The 15,705-nt window shown below is 73.4% G+C and carries 16 protein-coding genes; 7 read left to right on the top strand and 9 right to left on the bottom strand.

Annotated elements, in window-relative coordinates; all coding sequences use genetic code 11:
• Nucleotides 1-32 precede the first annotated feature (32 nt).
• A complete protein-coding gene (gene paaN / locus ACIP5O_RS01565) occupies nucleotides 33-1,730 on the top strand; it encodes a phenylacetic acid degradation protein PaaN (RefSeq protein ID WP_401287188.1) in 1,698 nt (565 codons plus the stop codon).
• A 49-nt stretch (nucleotides 1,731-1,779) separates the two neighbouring features.
• Here paaN and ACIP5O_RS01560 read toward each other — a convergent pair whose 3' ends face one another.
• The 3 genes from ACIP5O_RS01560 to ACIP5O_RS01550 are packed head-to-tail and all read right to left on the bottom strand — an operon-like array spanning nucleotide 1,780 to nucleotide 4,534.
• Complete coding sequence (locus tag ACIP5O_RS01560; protein WP_356539553.1) at nucleotides 1,780-2,475, bottom strand: TrmH family RNA methyltransferase; 696 nt, start codon at nucleotides 2,473-2,475, stop codon at nucleotides 1,780-1,782.
• Complete coding sequence (locus tag ACIP5O_RS01555) at nucleotides 2,472-3,749, bottom strand: HTTM domain-containing protein (protein ID WP_401287185.1); 1,278 nt, start codon at nucleotides 3,747-3,749, stop codon at nucleotides 2,472-2,474. Before ACIP5O_RS01555 ends, ACIP5O_RS01560 begins: the two co-directional genes overlap by 4 nt.
• Entirely contained in the window at nucleotides 3,746-4,534 is a 789-nt protein-coding gene (locus tag ACIP5O_RS01550) for a DUF5819 family protein (protein WP_401287183.1), read from the bottom strand. The genes ACIP5O_RS01555 and ACIP5O_RS01550 overlap by 4 nt, the downstream gene beginning before the upstream one ends.
• 114 nt (nucleotides 4,535-4,648) lie before the next feature.
• On the opposite strand from ACIP5O_RS01550, the gene paaA reads away from it, so the two are divergent.
• Genes paaA through ACIP5O_RS01525 form a run of 5 tightly spaced genes read left to right on the top strand, consistent with a single transcriptional unit; the run spans nucleotide 4,649 to nucleotide 8,296 of the window.
• On the top strand, nucleotides 4,649-5,680 hold the full coding sequence (paaA, locus tag ACIP5O_RS01545; protein WP_401287180.1) for a 1,2-phenylacetyl-CoA epoxidase subunit PaaA: 1,032 nt from the start codon (nucleotides 4,649-4,651) through the stop codon (nucleotides 5,678-5,680).
• Nucleotides 5,677-5,964, top strand: coding sequence for a 1,2-phenylacetyl-CoA epoxidase subunit PaaB (gene paaB, locus ACIP5O_RS01540; protein ID WP_062753816.1), 288 nt, complete (start codon nucleotides 5,677-5,679; stop codon nucleotides 5,962-5,964). Before paaA ends, paaB begins: the two co-directional genes overlap by 4 nt.
• On the top strand, nucleotides 5,961-6,716 hold the full coding sequence (gene paaC / locus ACIP5O_RS01535) for a 1,2-phenylacetyl-CoA epoxidase subunit PaaC (RefSeq protein ID WP_401287176.1): 756 nt from the start codon (nucleotides 5,961-5,963) through the stop codon (nucleotides 6,714-6,716). Before paaB ends, paaC begins: the two co-directional genes overlap by 4 nt.
• Nucleotides 6,710-7,207: a 1,2-phenylacetyl-CoA epoxidase subunit PaaD gene (gene paaD, locus ACIP5O_RS01530; protein WP_356539563.1), complete on the top strand. Its 498-nt coding sequence runs from the start codon at nucleotides 6,710-6,712 to the stop codon at nucleotides 7,205-7,207. The genes paaC and paaD overlap by 7 nt, the downstream gene beginning before the upstream one ends.
• Entirely contained in the window at nucleotides 7,208-8,296 is a 1,089-nt protein-coding gene (locus ACIP5O_RS01525; protein ID WP_401287173.1) for a 2Fe-2S iron-sulfur cluster-binding protein, read from the top strand.
• A 127-nt stretch (nucleotides 8,297-8,423) separates the two neighbouring features.
• On the opposite strand, the gene ACIP5O_RS01520 is transcribed toward ACIP5O_RS01525, so the two are convergent.
• From ACIP5O_RS01520 to ACIP5O_RS01505, 4 genes are all read right to left on the bottom strand, one after another.
• Nucleotides 8,424-8,768, bottom strand: coding sequence for a rhodanese-like domain-containing protein (locus ACIP5O_RS01520; protein ID WP_356539567.1), 345 nt, complete (start codon nucleotides 8,766-8,768; stop codon nucleotides 8,424-8,426).
• 54 nt (nucleotides 8,769-8,822) lie between these two features.
• Nucleotides 8,823-9,665, bottom strand: coding sequence for a hypothetical protein (locus tag ACIP5O_RS01515; protein ID WP_401287170.1), 843 nt, complete (start codon nucleotides 9,663-9,665; stop codon nucleotides 8,823-8,825).
• Between the two features lie 41 nt (nucleotides 9,666-9,706).
• On the bottom strand, nucleotides 9,707-11,167 hold the full coding sequence (locus ACIP5O_RS01510; RefSeq protein ID WP_401287167.1) for a DUF2252 domain-containing protein: 1,461 nt from the start codon (nucleotides 11,165-11,167) through the stop codon (nucleotides 9,707-9,709).
• A gap of 152 nt (nucleotides 11,168-11,319) precedes the next feature.
• Entirely contained in the window at nucleotides 11,320-12,411 is a 1,092-nt protein-coding gene (locus ACIP5O_RS01505; RefSeq protein WP_401287164.1) for a hypothetical protein, read from the bottom strand.
• A 90-nt stretch (nucleotides 12,412-12,501) separates the two neighbouring features.
• Here ACIP5O_RS01505 and ACIP5O_RS01500 point away from each other — a divergent pair, with 90 nt between their 5' ends.
• Nucleotides 12,502-12,969: a MarR family winged helix-turn-helix transcriptional regulator gene (locus ACIP5O_RS01500; RefSeq protein WP_401287162.1), complete on the top strand. Its 468-nt coding sequence runs from the start codon at nucleotides 12,502-12,504 to the stop codon at nucleotides 12,967-12,969.
• A gap of 55 nt (nucleotides 12,970-13,024) precedes the next feature.
• Here the strand turns inward: ACIP5O_RS01500 and ACIP5O_RS01495 are convergent, their stop codons facing one another.
• Both ACIP5O_RS01495 and ACIP5O_RS01490 read right to left on the bottom strand, forming a co-directional pair.
• Nucleotides 13,025-13,684: a response regulator transcription factor gene (locus ACIP5O_RS01495; RefSeq protein ID WP_356539575.1), complete on the bottom strand. Its 660-nt coding sequence runs from the start codon at nucleotides 13,682-13,684 to the stop codon at nucleotides 13,025-13,027.
• A gap of 36 nt (nucleotides 13,685-13,720) precedes the next feature.
• Complete coding sequence (locus ACIP5O_RS01490) at nucleotides 13,721-15,493, bottom strand: sensor histidine kinase (protein WP_401288098.1); 1,773 nt, start codon at nucleotides 15,491-15,493, stop codon at nucleotides 13,721-13,723.
• Nucleotides 15,494-15,705: the final 212 nt, after the last annotated feature.

The raw sequence follows: 15,705 nt of genomic DNA, 5'->3' as shown, positions 1-15,705 counted from the left end.
CCTGCCCAGCTCGACGAGGAGTTGGTCCATCCATGGCCACCGCTCAGCCGACCACCGACCGTCTGGCCGAGAAGCACCGGTCCACGCTCGACCAGGCGCTCGACACCATCCGCACCCGCGCCTACTGGTCGCCGCACCCCGAGCACCCGAAGGCCTACGGGGCGGACGGCTCCCTCGACGCGGCGGCCGGCCTCGCCGCGTACCAGTCCCTGTTGAACGGCCGCTTCGAGCTGGACCAGCCCGGCACGGACGGCTGGACCGGCGGCGAGGTCTCGCCGTACGGCCCGGAGCTGGGCGTCGAGTACCCGCACGCGGACGTCGACGTGCTGCTCCCCGCCATGCGCGCGGGGATGGGCGCCTGGCGGGACGCCGGGGCCGAGACGCGCGCCCTGGTCTGCCTGGAGATCCTCGCCCGGATCTCCGCCCGCACCCACGAGCTCGCCCACGCCGTCATGCACACCAGCGGCCAGGCGTTCATGATGGCCTTCCAGGCCGGCGGCCCGCACGCCCAGGACCGCGGCCTGGAGGCCGTGGCGTACGCGTACGCGGAGCAGACCCGCACCCCCGCCGGGCGGGCCGGCTGGTCCAAGCCCCAGGGCAAGCGCGACCCCCTGGAGCTGAGCAAGGAGTTCACCCCGGTCGGCCGGGGCGTCGCCCTGGTGATCGGCTGCAACACCTTCCCCACGTGGAACGGCTACCCGGGCCTGTTCGCCTCCCTCGCCACCGGCAACGCGGTCCTGGTCAAGCCCCACCCGCGCGCGGTCCTGCCGCTGGCGCTCACCGTCCGGATCGCCCGCGAGGTGCTCGCCGAGACGGGCTTCGACCCGAACCTGGTGGCGCTCGCCGTCGAGCGCCCCGGCGAGGGCATCGCCAAGACCCTGGCCCTGCGCCCCGAGGTCCGGATCATCGACTACACCGGCTCGACGGCCTTCGGCGACTGGCTGGAGGACAACGCCCGCCAGGCCCAGGTCTACACCGAGAAGGCCGGGGTCAACACGGTCGTGGTGGACTCCACCGACGACTACCGGGGCATGCTCGGCAACCTGGCCTTCTCGCTGTCCCTCTACAGCGGCCAGATGTGCACCACCCCGCAGAACCTGCTGGTGCCCCGCGACGGCATCACCACCGACCAGGGCCCCAAGGCGTACGACGAGGTCGTGGCCGACCTCGCGGCGGCAGTCGACGGCCTGCTCGGCGACGACGCCCGGGCCAACGGCCTGCTCGGCGCCCTGGTCAACCCGGACGTGAAGGCGCGCCTGGAGGCCGCCGCCGACCTCGGCGAGGTGGCGCTCGCCTCCCGCGAGGTGGCCAACGCGGAGTTCCCGGACGCCGTGGTCCGCACCCCGGTGATCGTGAAGCTGGACGGCTCCAAGCCGGAGGCCCAGGACGCGTACTTCTCGGAGTGCTTCGGCCCGGTCTCCTTCGCCGTCGCGGTGGACTCCACCGCCGACGCCCTGGAGCTGCTGCGGCGCACGGTCCGCGAGAAGGGCGCCATGACGGTCGGCGCGTACACGACCTCGGAGGAGGTCGAGCGCGCGGTGGAGGAGGTCTGCCTGGAGGAGGCGGCCCAGCTCTCGCTGAACCTGACGGGCGGGGTGTACGTGAACCAGACGGCCGCGTTCTCCGACTTCCACGGCTCCGGCGGCAACCCGGCGGCGAACGCCGCCCTGTGCGACGGCGCCTTCGTCGCCAACCGCTTCCGGGTGGTGGAGGTCCGCCGCCAGGCCTGACCTCCCGTGGCGCGGCGGGGCCCCACCGGGCCCTGCCGCTCCAGGACCCCTATGGGGTCTCGATCTCCGCGTACCGCTGGATCCACGCGTGCATGGCGATGGCGGCGGCCGCCCCCGCGTTGATCGACCGGGTGGAGCCGAACTGGGCGATCGAGCAGACCGTCTCCACGTGGGCGCGGGCCTCCTCGGTGAGCCCGGGGCCCTCCTGCCCGAAGAGCAGCACGCAGCGGCGGGGGAGCACGGTCCGCTCCAGCGGCACGGCGCCGGGCAGGTTGTCGATGCCGATGACGGGCAGGCCCTCGGCCGCCGCCCACGAGGTCAGCGACTCGGTGTCCGGGTGGTGGCGGACGTGCTGGTAGCGGTCGGTGACCATGGCGCCGCGCCGGTTCCAGCGCCGCCGGCCCACGATGTGGACCTCCTTGGCCAGGAAGGCGTTGGCGGTCCGCACCACCGAGCCGATGTTGAAGTCGTGGCCCCAGTTCTCCACCGCCACGTGGAAGTCGTGGCGCCGGGTGTCCAGGTCGGCGACGACCGCCTCCCGCGTCCAGTACCGGTAGCGGTCGACGACGTTGCGCCGGTCGCCGCCGGCGAGCAGCTCGGGGTCGTACCGCTCGCCCTCGGGCCACGGCTCGGGGTGCGGCCCGACGCCGACCTCGGGGCCGAACCCCTCGTCGTACTGGACCGGCTCCTGCTCGGCCCCGGCGGTCTCCGGCCCGGTCCCGGGCGTCTCTTCGGTGGTGCTCACCCGACGAGGGTACGGGGGGCGTGCTCCCCGTCCGCACGGCGCTGCTCGGGCAGCGTCCCGTCCGGGGTCCGCCGCAGCAGCCGGTCCCGGATCCGGGTCACGCGCGCGCCCAGGGCCACCAGGAACACCGTCGGCAGGAAGACCGCGTCGGCGGAGATCATCGCCAGCGAGAAGACCGGCAGGCCGAGGAGCAGGGCGATCCCGGCGTGCTCCAGCATCATCGCGACCAGGAGGACGTTCTTGACCTTGCGGTTGAAGAGCGTGAAGGGGAAGGCGACCTGCACGATCACCGTGCCGTAGGTCAGCACCATCACCATGATCCCGCTGGAGGCGAGCAGCTCGGAGAGGGCGGGCCAGGGCGTGAAGTAGTCCAGGTGGAGCGGGTAGAACAGCGCGGTGCCGTCCTGCCAGCGCGAGCCCTGGATCTTGTACCAGCCGGCCGTGGCGTAGATCAGGCAGACCTCCGCCATGAGCACGAGCAGGGTGGCGTTGTGCGCGAGGTCGGCGAGGGCGTCGAGCAGGGTGCGGGGCTCCCCCGGGGCGTACCGGCGGGCCAGCCACCACAGCGCGTTCCCCAGCCAGAGCACCCACAGCAGCACCGGCATCCACCACTCGCCGCTGACGTCGGAGAACCAGGTGGCGGCCACGAGGAAGCCGCCGAGCACGGTCCACAGCAGCGGGCCGGTGAGGTCGCGGCGCGGGGGCTCCCCGGCGCGGGCGGCGCGCTCCTCGCGGGCCGCCCGCCGGGCGTCGAGGGACCACACCCGGGAGCAGCGGGTCAGGACGAGGTAGATCGCGGCGAGGTGGAGGACGTTGTCGCCGCCGTCGCCGACGAAGACGGCGCGGTTCTGCAGCGACAGCACCCCGACCATGAAGACCACGGAGACGGCCCGGGTGCGCCAGCCCACCAGGAGCAGGGCGGCGGAGAGCACCGCGAGTCCGTAGACGACCTCGAACCAGAGCCGGCCGTCCGACCACATGAGCACGGTGAAGGCCCGGTTGTCGGCGATCAGCCGCTCGGCCATCCTCCAGGACCAGGGGCTTTCGAGGCCGTAGAGCTGGTGCCGGTGCGGCAGCTCGCGCAGCAGGAAGAGCAGCCAGGTCAGCGAGAAGCCGATCCGTACGATCGCGCTCTGGTACGGGCCGAGGGGGCGGCCGGTGACGGTCTGGACGGCGCGGGCGAGCCGGCGGTCGAAGGGCTCGCGGGCACGCGCACGCGTGGAGGCGGACACGGGGGCCGGGGCCGGGGTCGGGTTCGGGGTCGGGGTACTCATCGGGCCGCCTCCGTACGGTTCCGGTCGGCACCGGTGTCGGCGGACCGGTCGGCGTCGGTGATCCGCCACCACGGGAAGCCGCGGTAGGAGGGGGAGGACTTCGACTTCTCGGTGCTCCAGTGCGGCGCCGGGACGGGCCGGGTGACGGCGCGGAGCTGGACGCGGCGCACGTCGGAGCCCGCGAGCGCGGGGAGGGCGTCGAGCCGCTGCACCGCGATCCGGCGCATGTACTGCTCCGAGAGGCGGCCGCGCAGCCCGTTGGGGCGGTGCCCGTCGGTGTGCGAGTTGAAGTAGAAGTCCACGGCCCTGCGGAGCTGGTTCTGCTGGGTGTGGCTGGGCATCGGGTTGTGGCGGATCGCCTCGGCGTCCTGGGCCGTGAGGTCGATCCAGCCGGTGGTCCGGCGGACGCCGTCGGCGGCGGTGACCTCGGCGCGGGCCTCGACGGAGACGTTCTGCTGGAGCGGATTGGGCGCGAAGAGCTTCCAGTTCTGCTCGAACTCGGGGTAGATCCAGTCGTCGACGGCCTGACCGTTCTGCTTGGTCAGCGTGTTGGACGGCGCCACGTGCAGGAAGACCATCGCCAGGTGGACGCAGGCGAACACGGCGGTGACGGCGAGCGCGACGGCGACGACGACCTGGTACGGCAGGGAGAGCGCCATGATGCCGGTGCCCGGCCCGGCGGCCCGCGGGGGCGCGGGGTCGGGCAGGGCGGGCGGGGGCTCCTCCGGGGGTGTCCGCCGGTCATCTCTCACCTCGACCGCGTCCTTTTCGACGTACGCGTCCATCCCCCGCCCCGATCCCGATCGGCCCACCTCGGTTATCCACAGGGTTGACACCATACGGGCCGCCGTCTCACCATTGAAGCCAATGAACCGAACGATCGGTCGGTAGGGGATCTGATGACCGCAGTGACGGCAGGAACGGCAGGGACCGCGGGCACGACGGGCGGCGCGGGCACGGTCGACGCGGCGGACGCGGCCGCGGTGGAGACGGCCGCCCACGAGGCCGTGTTCGACGCCGCCGTCGCCGCCGACGAGCGCATCGAGCCGCGCGACTGGATGCCCGAGGCCTACCGCGCCTCGCTCGTCCGGCAGATCGCGCAGCACGCCCACTCCGAGATCATCGGCATGCAGCCCGAGGCGAACTGGATCACCCGCGCGCCCTCGCTGCGCCGCAAGGCGATCCTGATGGCCAAGGTGCAGGACGAGGCCGGCCACGGCCTCTACCTGTACAGCGCGGCGGAGACCCTCGGCACCAGCCGCGACGAGCTGCTCGACAAGCTCCACTCCGGCCGCCAGAAGTACTCCTCGATCTTCAACTACCCCACGCTGACCTGGGCCGACGTCGGCGCGATCGGCTGGCTGGTGGACGGCGCCGCGATCACCAACCAGGTCCCCCTGTGCCGCTGCTCCTACGGCCCGTACGCCCGCGCGATGATCCGGGTCTGCAAGGAGGAGTCCTTCCACCAGCGCCAGGGGTACGAGGCGCTGCTCGCCCTGTCGAACGGCACCGAGGCCCAGCACGCCATGGCGCAAGACGCGGTGAACCGCTGGTGGTGGCCCTCGCTGATGATGTTCGGCCCGCCGGACGACGAGTCGACCCACACGGCCCAGGCGATGGCCTGGAAGATCAAGCGCCACTCCAACGACGAGCTGCGGCAGCGCTTCGTCGACATCGCCGCGCCGCAGGCCGACGCGCTCGGCCTCACCCTCCCCGACCCGGACCTCCGGTGGAACGAGGAGCGCGGGCACTACGACTTCGGGCCGATCGACTGGACCGAGTTCTGGGACGTCCTCAAGGGGAACGGCCCCTGCAACGACCAGCGGCTGAGCAGGCGGCGCCAGGCCCACGAGGACGGCGCCTGGGTCAGGGAAGCGGCGGCGGCCCACGCGAAGAAGCACACCGGTGAGAACGGGGAGGCACAGGCATGACGAGCGACGGTTGGCCGCTGTGGGAGGTGTTCGTGCGCTCGCGCCGCGGACTGTCCCACACCCACGCGGGCAGTCTCCACGCGCCCGACGCGGAGATGGCCCTGCGCAACGCCCGCGACCTGTACACCCGCAGGAGCGAGGGCGTCTCGATCTGGGTCGTGCCCTCCGCGGCGATCACCGCCTCCTCGCCCGACGAGAAGGACCCCTTCTTCGACCCGGCGGCGGACAAGGCCTACCGCCACCCGACCTTCTACGAGATCCCGGAGGGGGTGAAGCACCTGTGAGCACCCCCGACACCCGCGGCACCCGCGAGAGCGCCACCGCCGCCGTGCCCGTCGGCGCGGCCCTCGCCCTCGGTGACGACGCCCTCGTCCTCTCCCACCGCCTGGGGGAGTGGGCCGGCTCCGCCCCCGTCCTGGAGGAGGAGGTCGCCCTGGCCAACATCGCGCTCGACCTGCTCGGCCAGGCCCGCGTCCTGCTCTCCCTCGTCGGCGACGAGGACGAACTGGCCTACCTCCGGGAGGAGCGCTCCTTCCGGAACGTCCAGCTCGTCGAGCAGCCGAACGGCGACTTCGCCCACACCATCGTCCGGCAGCTCTACTTCTCCACCTACCAGCACCTGCTGTACGGGCGGCTGGCCTCCGGCGACGGGCCCTTCGCCGGTCTCGCGGCGAAGGCCGTCAAGGAGGTCGCCTACCACCGGGACCACGCCGAGCAGTGGACGCTGCGCCTCGGCGACGGCACCCCCGAGAGCCACGAGCGGATGAGCCGGGCCTGCGAGGCCCTGTGGCGGTACACCGGCGAGCTGTTCCAGCCGGTCGAGGGGCTCGACGTGGACCACGCGACCCTAGAGAGCGCCTGGCTGGAGTCGGTGACGGACGTCCTCGGCAGGGCCACGCTCGCCGTGCCCGCCGGGCCGCGCACCGGCGCCTGGAGCGCGGGCGCGGGCCGCCAGGGCCTGCACACCGAGCCCTTCGGGCGGATGCTGGCCGAGATGCAGCACCTGCACCGCAGCCACCCGGGGGCGTCGTGGTGACCATGACGGCCCTGGAGGAGGAGCTGAGCCGGGTCGCCGGCTCCGTCCCCGACCCGGAGCTGCCCGTCCTCACCCTGGAGGAGCTGGGGGTGATGCGGGGCGTCCACGTCACCGGCCCCGGCCGGGTCGAGGTCACCCTCACCCCGACGTACACGGGCTGCCCCGCGATCGAGGCCATGTCCTCGGACATCGAGCGCGCCCTCCACGACCACGGGGTCCCGGAGGTCTCCGTCGTCACGGTCCTTACCCCCGCGTGGTCCACCGACGACATCAGCGAGGAGGGGCGGCGCAAGCTCACCGAGTTCGGCATCGCCCCGCCGCGCCCGCAGGGCCCGGCCGGCGGCCCGGTGCCGCTGGCGCTGGCGATCCGCTGCCCGCACTGCGGCTCCACCGACACCGAGCTCCTGAGCCGCTTCTCCTCCACCGCGTGCAAGGCTCTGCGCCGCTGCACCGCCTGCCGCGAACCGTTCGACCACTTCAAGGAGCTGTAGATGGTGTCCTCAGGCGCGGGACGGGCCGGGTTCCATCCGCTCGCGGTGAGCGGGGTCGAGCGGCTCACGGACGACTCCGTGGCCGTCACCTTCGCGGTCCCGCCCGAGCTGCGCGAGACGTACCGGCACCTGCCCGGCCAGCACCTGGCGCTGCGGCGCACCGGCGAGCGGGGCGAGGAGGTCCGGCGCACGTACTCGATCTGCGCCCCCGCCGCCCCGGTCGGCGAGCCCCCCATCCTGCGCGTCGGCATCCGGCTCGTGGACGGCGGCGCGTTCTCGACGTACGCCCTCAAGGAGCTGGCCGTCGGCGACCTCGTCGAGGTCATGGAGCCGACGGGCCGCTTCACGCTCGCCCCGCGTCCCGGCCGCTTCGCCGCGGTCGTCGGCGGCAGCGGCATCACCCCGGTGCTCTCGATGGCGGCCACCCTGCTCGCCCGCGAGCCGGAGGCCCGGTTCTGCCTGGTCCGGAGCGACCGCACCGCCGCGTCCACGATGTTCCTGGACGAGGTGGCCGACCTGAAGGACCGCCACCCCGACCGCTTCCAGCTGGTCACCGTGCTCTCCCGGGAGGAGCAGCAGGCGGGTCTTCCGTCCGGCCGGCTCGACCGCGAGCGGCTCGCCGGGCTGCTTCCCGCGCTGCTGCCCGTCGGCGAGGTCGACGGCTGGTTCCTGTGCGGCCCGTTCGGTCTGGTGCAGGGCGCCGAGCGGGCGCTGCGCGACCTGGGCGTCGACCGGGGCCGGATCCACCAGGAGATCTTCCACGTCGACGACGGCTCCGCGCCCGTGGCGGCCCCGGCGGCCGACGCCCCCGCGCACGCCACCCTGACCGCGACCCTGCACGGCCGGTCCGGCACCTGGCCGGTGGAGCGGGGCGAGACGCTCCTGGACACCGTGCTCCGCGCCCGCGCGGACGCCCCGTACGCCTGCAAGGGCGGGGTGTGCGGCACCTGCCGGGCCTTCGTCGTCGGCGGAGAGGTGCGGATGGACCGCAACTTCGCCCTGGAGCCGGACGAGACGGAGGCCGGTTACGTCCTGGCCTGCCAGTCCCGCCCGACCACCGCCGACGTGGAGCTGGACTTCGACCGCTGACGGGACGGGCCCGGGGCCCGGGAGGAACGGCTCAGGTCCCTCTCCGGCTCCAGGCCCGGGGGCCCTGGGTCAGGGGGCCAGAGGTCAGGGGGCCAGAGGTCAGAGGTCGGAGGTCAGAGGTCAGAGGTCAGAGCACGAACGCCTGGGCGCCGTTCTCCGCCACCATCGGGCGACCGGCGCCGTCCCAGGCGAGCATCCCGCCGTCGACGTTCACCGCGTCGAAGCCCTGCTGGACCAGGTACTGCGTGACCTGCGCCGACCGGCCGCCCACCCGGCACATCACATAGGCCCGGCCGTGCTCGGCCAGGGACTCCGTGACCTCGCCGAAGCGGGCCACGAAGTCGCTCATCGGCACGTGCACCGCGCCCTCGACGTGGCCCGCGGCCCACTCGTCCTCCTCCCTGACGTCCAGCACCAGGGCATCGGCCGGCACGGAAGCCGCGTCCACCGAGGGCAGCGGGGAGACATTCATGGGACAGGCCTTCTCTCGTCAGGACCGCCCGAGGGAGTCGGGCGCACGGAAAACCTACTGCACCAGGCCGGACAGCTCGTTCTCCCGCTCGGAGACCTGCGCGAGCAGCTGCTCCGCGATCTCTTCCAGGAGCCGGTCCGGGTCGTCCGGCGCCATCCGCAGCATCGCGCCGATCGCGCTCTCCTCCAGCTCGCGCGCCATCGCCGACAGCATGTCCTTGCGCTCCGCCAGCCACTCCAGGCGCGCGTACAGCTCCTCGCTCTCGCTGAGCCGCTCCTCGGCCGGCGCCGGTCCGGCCTCCCACTCGGCGGACAGCTCGCGCAGCAGCCCCTCGTCGCCGCGGGCGTAGGCGGCGTTCACCCGGGTGATGAACTCCTCGCGCCGCTTCCGCTCGTCCTCCTCACGGGCCAGGTCGGGATGGGCCTTGCGGGCCAGCTCGCGGTAGAGCCTGCGGGCCTCCTCACCGGGCCGGACCCGCTTCGGCGGCTGGACCGGCCGCTCGGTGAGCATGGCCGCCGCCTCGGGAGAGAGGCCGTCGGTGTCGATCCAGTCGTGGAACAGCTCCTCCACGCCCGGCATCGGCATGACCGCCGCCCGGGCCTCCTGGGCCCGCCGCAGGTCCTCCGGGTCACCGGTGCGCGCCGCCCGGGCCTCGGCGATCAGCGCCTCCAGCTCGTCGAGCCGCGCGTACATCGGGCCGAGCTTCTGGTGGTGCAGCCGGGAGAAGTTCTCCACCTCGACCCGGAAGGTCTCGACGGCGATCTCGAACTCGATCAGCGCCTGTTCGGCCGCCCGCACGGCACGTTCGAGGCGTGCCTCGGGCCGCTCGTCGCCCCCGGTGTCCGCGCCCTGCTCCAGGCCCTGGTCCACGTCGCTGTCCTCGCTCCGGCTCGTCACCCTCCCAGCGTAAGGGGCCGGGGCGCCGGCCCCGCGCGGAGTCAGACGCCGAGCTCGGCCGCCACCCGTCCGGAGCGGACGGCGGAGAGCAGCTCGGCGTGGTCGGCCGTGGTGCGGTCCGCGTACGTGACGGCGAAGGAGGCGACCGCCTCGTCCAGCTCCTCGTTCTTGCCGCAGTAGCCGGATATCAGGCGCGGGTCGGCGCTGTGGGCGTGGGCGCGGGCGAGCAGGGCGCCGGTCATCCGCCCGTAGTCGTCGACCTGGTCGGCGGCGAGCGCGGCGGGATCGACGCTGCCCTTGCGGTTGCGGAACTGCCTCACCTGGAACGGGCGCCCGTCGACCGTGGTCCAGCCGAGCAGGATGTCGCTGACGACCTGCATCCGCTTCTGCCCGAGCACCACGCGCCTCCCCTCGTGGCCCGCGTCCTCCACCGCGAAGCCCGCGGCCGGCAGGTGGGGGAGCAGGACCGAGGGCCGGGCCTCCTTGACCTGGAGCACCAGCGGCTCGCCCCGGTGGTCGAGGAGCAGCACGACGTAGGAGCGGGTGCCGACGCTGCCGGTGCCGACCACCCGGAAGGCCACGTCGTGGACGGCGTACCGCGCGAGGAGCGGCAGCCGGTCCTCGGACACGGTCTCCAGGTAGGCGCCGAGGGAGGCGGCGACCCGGGCCGCCTCGGCGTCCGGGACCCGGCGCAGCACCGGGGGAGCGTCGACGAACCTGCGGCCGCCGCCCTCGGCGTCCGCCACGACCTCGGTCGACCGGGTGGCGAACCGGGCGCTGGTGTTGTTGCGGGCCTTGGCGGAGACCTTCTCCAGGATGCCGAGGAGGTCGTGGGCGTCGGCGTGGGAGACGAGTTCCTCGTCGGCGATCGCGTTCCAGGCGTCGGCGGCGGGGAGGCGGGCGAGCAGGCGCATGGTGCGCCGGTAGGCGCCGACGGCGTCGAAGGCGGCGGCCCGGCAGACCTCCTCGCTCGCGCCGACCTCCCGCCCGGCGAGGACGAGGGAGGTGGCGAGCCGCTTGAGGTCCCACTCCCAGGGGCCGACGACGGTCTCGTCGAAGTCGTTGAGGTCCATGACGAGCCGGCCGCGGGCGTCCCCGTAGAGGCCGAAGTTGGCGGCGTGCGCGTCGCCGCAGATCTGCGCGGCGATCCCGGTGACGGGGGTCCCGACGAGGTCCTGGGCCATCAGTCCGGCGGATCCGCGCAGGAAGGCGAACGGGCTAGCCGCCATCCTGCCGACCCGTATCGGCGTGAGCTCGGGGACCCGGCCGAAGTTCGACTCCTCGACGGCGCGGACGGCGTCCGGACGGTCGGCGACGGGGACCTGTCGGGCGTGCGAGGAGCGGGGGACCCGCTCGCGCAGCTCCTTGCCCCGCTCCTTGGGGAAGGCTCCGGTCCCCGCGGCCGTCCGGCGCGCGAACCCCGGCACGTGCGGGACGCGCTCCACGTCCCGCACTCCGCCCGTACCGCGCTGTTCCGGCACGACAGCCGTGATCACGTCCATGGGACGCCCTCCCCCGATGCGATGTTCGTCCTCGTTCGGCCCTGACGGTACCGCCGTCGCCGATCGGTCGTCTCCCCCTGTGGACGAGCACCTGTGGACAACTCCCCGGGAGCCCTCCGGGCCGGTTACCCGCCGTCGGAGCCGAGCGGTTCTCAGACCGCGACGGCCTCCTCCATCTCCTCCTCGATCTCGGCCTTCTCCCCCTCGACCTCGGCCTTCTCCTCCTCGACAGGCGTCCCGGCGGCCGGCTTCACGACCGCCTTCGCACGCCGCGCCTCCGTGAGACCCGCGACGGCCACGAGGGCGGCTCCGACGAGGAGCCAGAGGGCGAGGACGAGGACGTTCCCGCCGAGGTCGTGGCCGCCGAAGTACACGTGGGCGCGCACGCCCTCGACGAAGCCCGCGCCGTTCCAGAAGGCGTGCAGGGCGCCGAAGAAGCCGGGCTGGAGCTCGGGCCGGTAGATGCCTCCGGAGCTGGTGAAGTTGAGCATGACGAAGAGGACCATCACGCCGAGCGTGGTCCAGCGGCGCAGGAAGGTGTGCAGGCCGACGCCGACGAGGAGGATGCCCGCCGCGTACAGCCAGGACATCGCCCACACCCCGCCGAGACCCTGGTCGACCAGGTGGAAGACCGGCCCGGCGAAGAGGGTGCCGATCAGGCTGACGACGAACGACATGCCGGCGGCGAGGAGGACCCTGATCCGCATCGGCAGGACGGCTCCGGCGCCGCCGATGACGGCGACCGAGGCGTACGCGCCGATGCTGAGGGCGACCAGGAGGAAGAAGACGCCCTGGCCGGTGGGGTCGCCGGAGGCGGTGGGGGCCACGTCGGTGACCTTCAGCGGGGCGTCCTGCGCGGCGGCGACCTTGGTGAACACCTTCTCGACCGCCATGGCGCTGGTGTCGGAGGAACCCGAGGCGACGAGGAGTTCGGGCTTCTCGCCCGGCACGTAGGCACCGAAGCTGTGCTGCTCGCGCAGCGCGATGACGGCCGTCTCCCGGTCGGCGACGGTACGGACGTCGAGGGCGCCCGCCCCCTTGTCCTGGAGCGTCTGGGCGAGGACCTGGGTCGTGGGCCCCGAGCCGACGACGTCGACGCGCAGGTCGTGGGGTTCGGGGGCGTGGAAGGCGCCGAGGTAGGCGAGTCCCATGCCGACGCACATCAGCAGGGGGGTGAGCAGATGCCCGAGGACGTGCTTCAACGCTCCCCTGGTGTTCGGTCCTGCGGACACCGAGACCTCCATGGTTGGCTTTTACAACTAAAGAACCGTTGTACTATACAACTAAAAGGCCGTGGTGGGCGAACAGCGTCCGCACGACGACGAGGGGGCCCCATGACCGGCGGCGCGGAACCACCCCGTGAGACGTCCCTGGACGTCATCCAGCGCGAGCTGACGGCCTTCGCCCGCCGGGCCCGCGCCGCGGCGGCCCGGGTCCACCCCGAGCTCCCGCTCGTCTCGTACACGCTCCTCGCCCACATCGAGGAGCGGCACGGCTGCCGCGCGACCGACCTGGCGGCCCACTACCTGCTGGACAAGTCGACGGTCAGCCGCCAGCTCGCCGGCCTGGAGAAGCTCGGCCTCGTGGAACGCCGACCGGCCCCGGACGACCACCGCGTACAGGTCCTGCACGCCACGGAGGAGGGCACGAAGGCCCTCGCCTCGGCCCGGACGAACCGCAGGGCCGCCTATCAGGAGCGCCTCAAGGACTGGTCGCCCGAGGACCTCGCCCGCTTCGCCGCGTACCTCCTGCGCTACAACGACGCCGGCACGGACGACCTCCCGGACCACCCCTCACCCTGATCCGGCCCGGCCCGGCCCGGTCCCGCGCTTCTCCCCACCGGGGATGCCCCTACAACTACAACCCCGCGTCCCGCGCGAGCAGCGCCGCCTGGACGCGGTTCTCGCAGTCCAGCTTGGCCAGGATCCGGCTCACGTACGTCTTCACCGTGCCCTCGCTCATGTGCAGCCGCTTCCCCGCGTCCGCGTTGGAGAGCCCCTCCCCGAGCAGCGCCAGGACCTCCCGCTCCTTCTCGCTCAGCGCCGCCACCCGTCCCCGGGCCTCCTCGGCCCGGGCCGCCTCCCGGCCCCTGGCGAGCCGCTCCACCACGTGCCGGGTCGCCGCCGGCGACAGGTACGCGTCCCCCGCGGCGGCCGCCCGCACGGCCCCGATCAGCTCCGCGGGCGCCGTGTCCTTGAGCAGGAACCCCGCGCCCCCGTACTCGAGGGCCCGCAGGACGTTCTCCCGCTCGCCGAAGGTCGTCAGGACGACGACCCGGGCCGCGGGCGCCGCCCGCCGCAGCTCCGGCAGCGCCGAGAGCCCGTCGAGGACCGGCATCTGGATGTCGAGCAGCACCACGTCGGCCGCGTGCGCCCGCGCCGCCTCGACCGCCGCCCGCCCGTCGGCCGCCTCCCCGACGACCTGGATCTCCGGGTCCGAGTTGAGGATCATCCGGATCCCGGCCCTGATCAGCGGCTCGTCGTCGGCGATCACGACCCTGATGGGCTGCCCTGCCACAGCTTCTCCCCCACGGCTCCGGTACGAGCGGCCGCGCTACCGCTGCTCGGCCGTGTACGACTTCTTCTCGATCAGCTTGCCGTCCTTGAAGCAGAACCGGAAAACGGGCTCCTCGTTCCAGTCCTCACCCGTCTCCGAGGACAGCAGCACCAGGCACTCGGCCCCTTCCGGCTGCGCGGGCCCCGAACCCCGGAGGCCCACCGTGGCTATCGAGTCGCCCGAGGGCAGCCGGTCGCGGACCTCCTTCTCGCTCGTCCCGATCTTCACCGCCTCGTACTCCGAGGGGTCGATCATCCCCTTCTCCAGGGATCCCACCAGGAAGTAGAGGCCGAAGCCCCCCGCCACCAGGAGCAGGACGAGCGCCGCGAACGCGATCCCGCACCCCAGCGCGACCCCCCTGCCCGTACCCCTGCCCCCACGCATCGCCATCGCCAACTCCCGCTCGGTGAAAGTCCAGTCGGCCGGTCCGACCACGACCGGACGACCATCGCCCACCAGCGGCTTCGTGGTCTGCTGCCGGAAGTCGTCGGCCGCGTCGACCAAAGGCATCGCCTCCGCGACCGGCGCCGCGCCGTACGGCAGCATCCCGGCCACCCGGAACCCGCCGGCGTCGGCCGGTCCCGCGTGACACATGCCGCCCACCAGACGGGCCCGTTCGGCGAGGCCGGTCAGCCCCTGCCCACCGCTCACCACGTCCTCACCGGGCCCGTCCACCGGCTCCTCGTTGACGACCTCGACCACGAAGGCGTCCGGCTCGTAGCGGAGTTCGACGCCGATCGGCGCCCCCGGCGCGTACTTGTAGGCGTTGGTCAGGGCCTCCTGCACGATCCGGTACGCGGCGTGGTCGGCCGCCGGCGCGAGCGGACGCTCCTCCCCCGACCGCCGCAGCCCGACCTCGGTGCCGGCCGCTCGGGCCGCCGCCACCAGTCCCTCGATGCCGGCGATCCCCCGGGCCGCCCGCCCCGTCTCGTCCCCTGCGGGCGCGGGCGCCGCCGCGGGCCCGCCGGCCGGCCCGACGCCGTCGCGGAGTATCCCGACGACCTCCCTCAGCTCGTGCATCGCGGTCACCGAGGCGTTCCGCAGGACGCCGACCACCTCGCGCTGCCGCTCGCTCAGCTCCCGGTCCACCTCCAGGGCCCCCGTGTGCACGGCGATCAGGGCCAGTTGGTGGCCGAGGCTGTCGTGCATGTCCTGGGCGATGCGCTGCCGCTCCCGCAGCCGCGCCTGCCAGACCACCATGGTCCGCTCGCGCAGCAGTTGGGCGTTGCGCTCCTGGAGCGCGTGCAGCAGGGTCCGCCGCTGGGTCCAGTAACGGTGGGCGAGCGCGGGGGCCAGGATGGTCCCCAGGTAGTAGAGGGTCGCCATGAAGACGACGGTGAAGAGCCGCTGCCGGTCCCAGGTGTCCACGAGCGTCCCCCCGACGTCGAGGACGAAGGCGGCGATGAACGCGGCCAGCGCCCGCCCGGCGCTCGCGATGTACCGGCCGGCCGACCAGCCGACCACGAGCAGCAGCGGTCCGAACCCGGCGAAGAAGGGGGAGAGCGCCGCCGTCAGGACGAGCACGCCCGCGGGGAGCCGCCGCCGCAGCAGCGACAGCACGGCGGCACCGGCGGCGACCCCCGCCAGCCGCCACCCCGCGCCGCCCAGCAGTTCCTCGGTCCCGGCGCCGAGCAGCGCCACGACCACGGCGAGCGCCACCTCACCGGTGGTCCTGCGCCCCGACCACTGCCCGGGCACCGCGAACCAGGCCCACCCGGCGGCGAGTGCGGCCCCGATCCCGTACGAACCCCGGTCCCCCGACTTCGACATAGCGTTCACGCCCGCACCCTAGGCACGGGCCCCGGCGCCGGCCTTCCCTCTTTCGTCCCACCCGCTCACGACGAAGGTCGCATCCTGTGGAGTAACTCACACCAGGGCGCCGGACCGGGCGCCGGACCGAACGCCGGACACCGGGAAAAGCAAGAAGGCCGACACCATCTTCATGGTGTCGGCCTTCTCATCGGTACTGCTGGAGCGATGCT

The sequence above is a fragment of the Streptomyces sp. NPDC088915 genome (assembly GCF_044749825.1).
Lineage (GTDB): Bacteria > Actinomycetota > Actinomycetes > Streptomycetales > Streptomycetaceae > Streptomyces.
Note: the sequence above shows the minus strand (reverse complement) of the source record. Positions and strands in the feature narration are given on the sequence as shown.

Bases quoted from the DNA above. Each gene is read 5' to 3' on its own strand.
- paaN (WP_401287188.1), top strand. From the start codon at position 33: ATGGCCACCGCTCAGCCGACCACCGACCGTCTGGCCGAGAAGCACCGG.
- ACIP5O_RS01525 (WP_401287173.1), top strand. From the start codon at position 7,208: ATGGTGTCCTCAGGCGCGGGACGGGCCGGGTTCCATCCGCTCGCGGTG.
- ACIP5O_RS01555 (WP_401287185.1), bottom strand. From the start codon at position 3,749: ATGAGTACCCCGACCCCGAACCCGACCCCGGCCCCGGCCCCCGTGTCC.
- ACIP5O_RS01550 (WP_401287183.1), bottom strand. From the start codon at position 4,534: ATGGACGCGTACGTCGAAAAGGACGCGGTCGAGGTGAGAGATGACCGG.
- paaB (WP_062753816.1), top strand. From the start codon at position 5,677: ATGACGAGCGACGGTTGGCCGCTGTGGGAGGTGTTCGTGCGCTCGCGC.
- ACIP5O_RS01520 (WP_356539567.1), bottom strand. From the start codon at position 8,768: ATGAATGTCTCCCCGCTGCCCTCGGTGGACGCGGCTTCCGTGCCGGCC.
- paaA (WP_401287180.1), top strand. From the start codon at position 4,649: ATGACCGCAGTGACGGCAGGAACGGCAGGGACCGCGGGCACGACGGGC.
- ACIP5O_RS01505 (WP_401287164.1), bottom strand. From the start codon at position 12,411: ATGGAGGTCTCGGTGTCCGCAGGACCGAACACCAGGGGAGCGTTGAAG.
- ACIP5O_RS01490 (WP_401288098.1), bottom strand. From the start codon at position 15,493: ATGTCGAAGTCGGGGGACCGGGGTTCGTACGGGATCGGGGCCGCACTC.
- ACIP5O_RS01500 (WP_401287162.1), top strand. From the start codon at position 12,502: ATGACCGGCGGCGCGGAACCACCCCGTGAGACGTCCCTGGACGTCATC.
- ACIP5O_RS01510 (WP_401287167.1), bottom strand. From the start codon at position 11,167: ATGGACGTGATCACGGCTGTCGTGCCGGAACAGCGCGGTACGGGCGGA.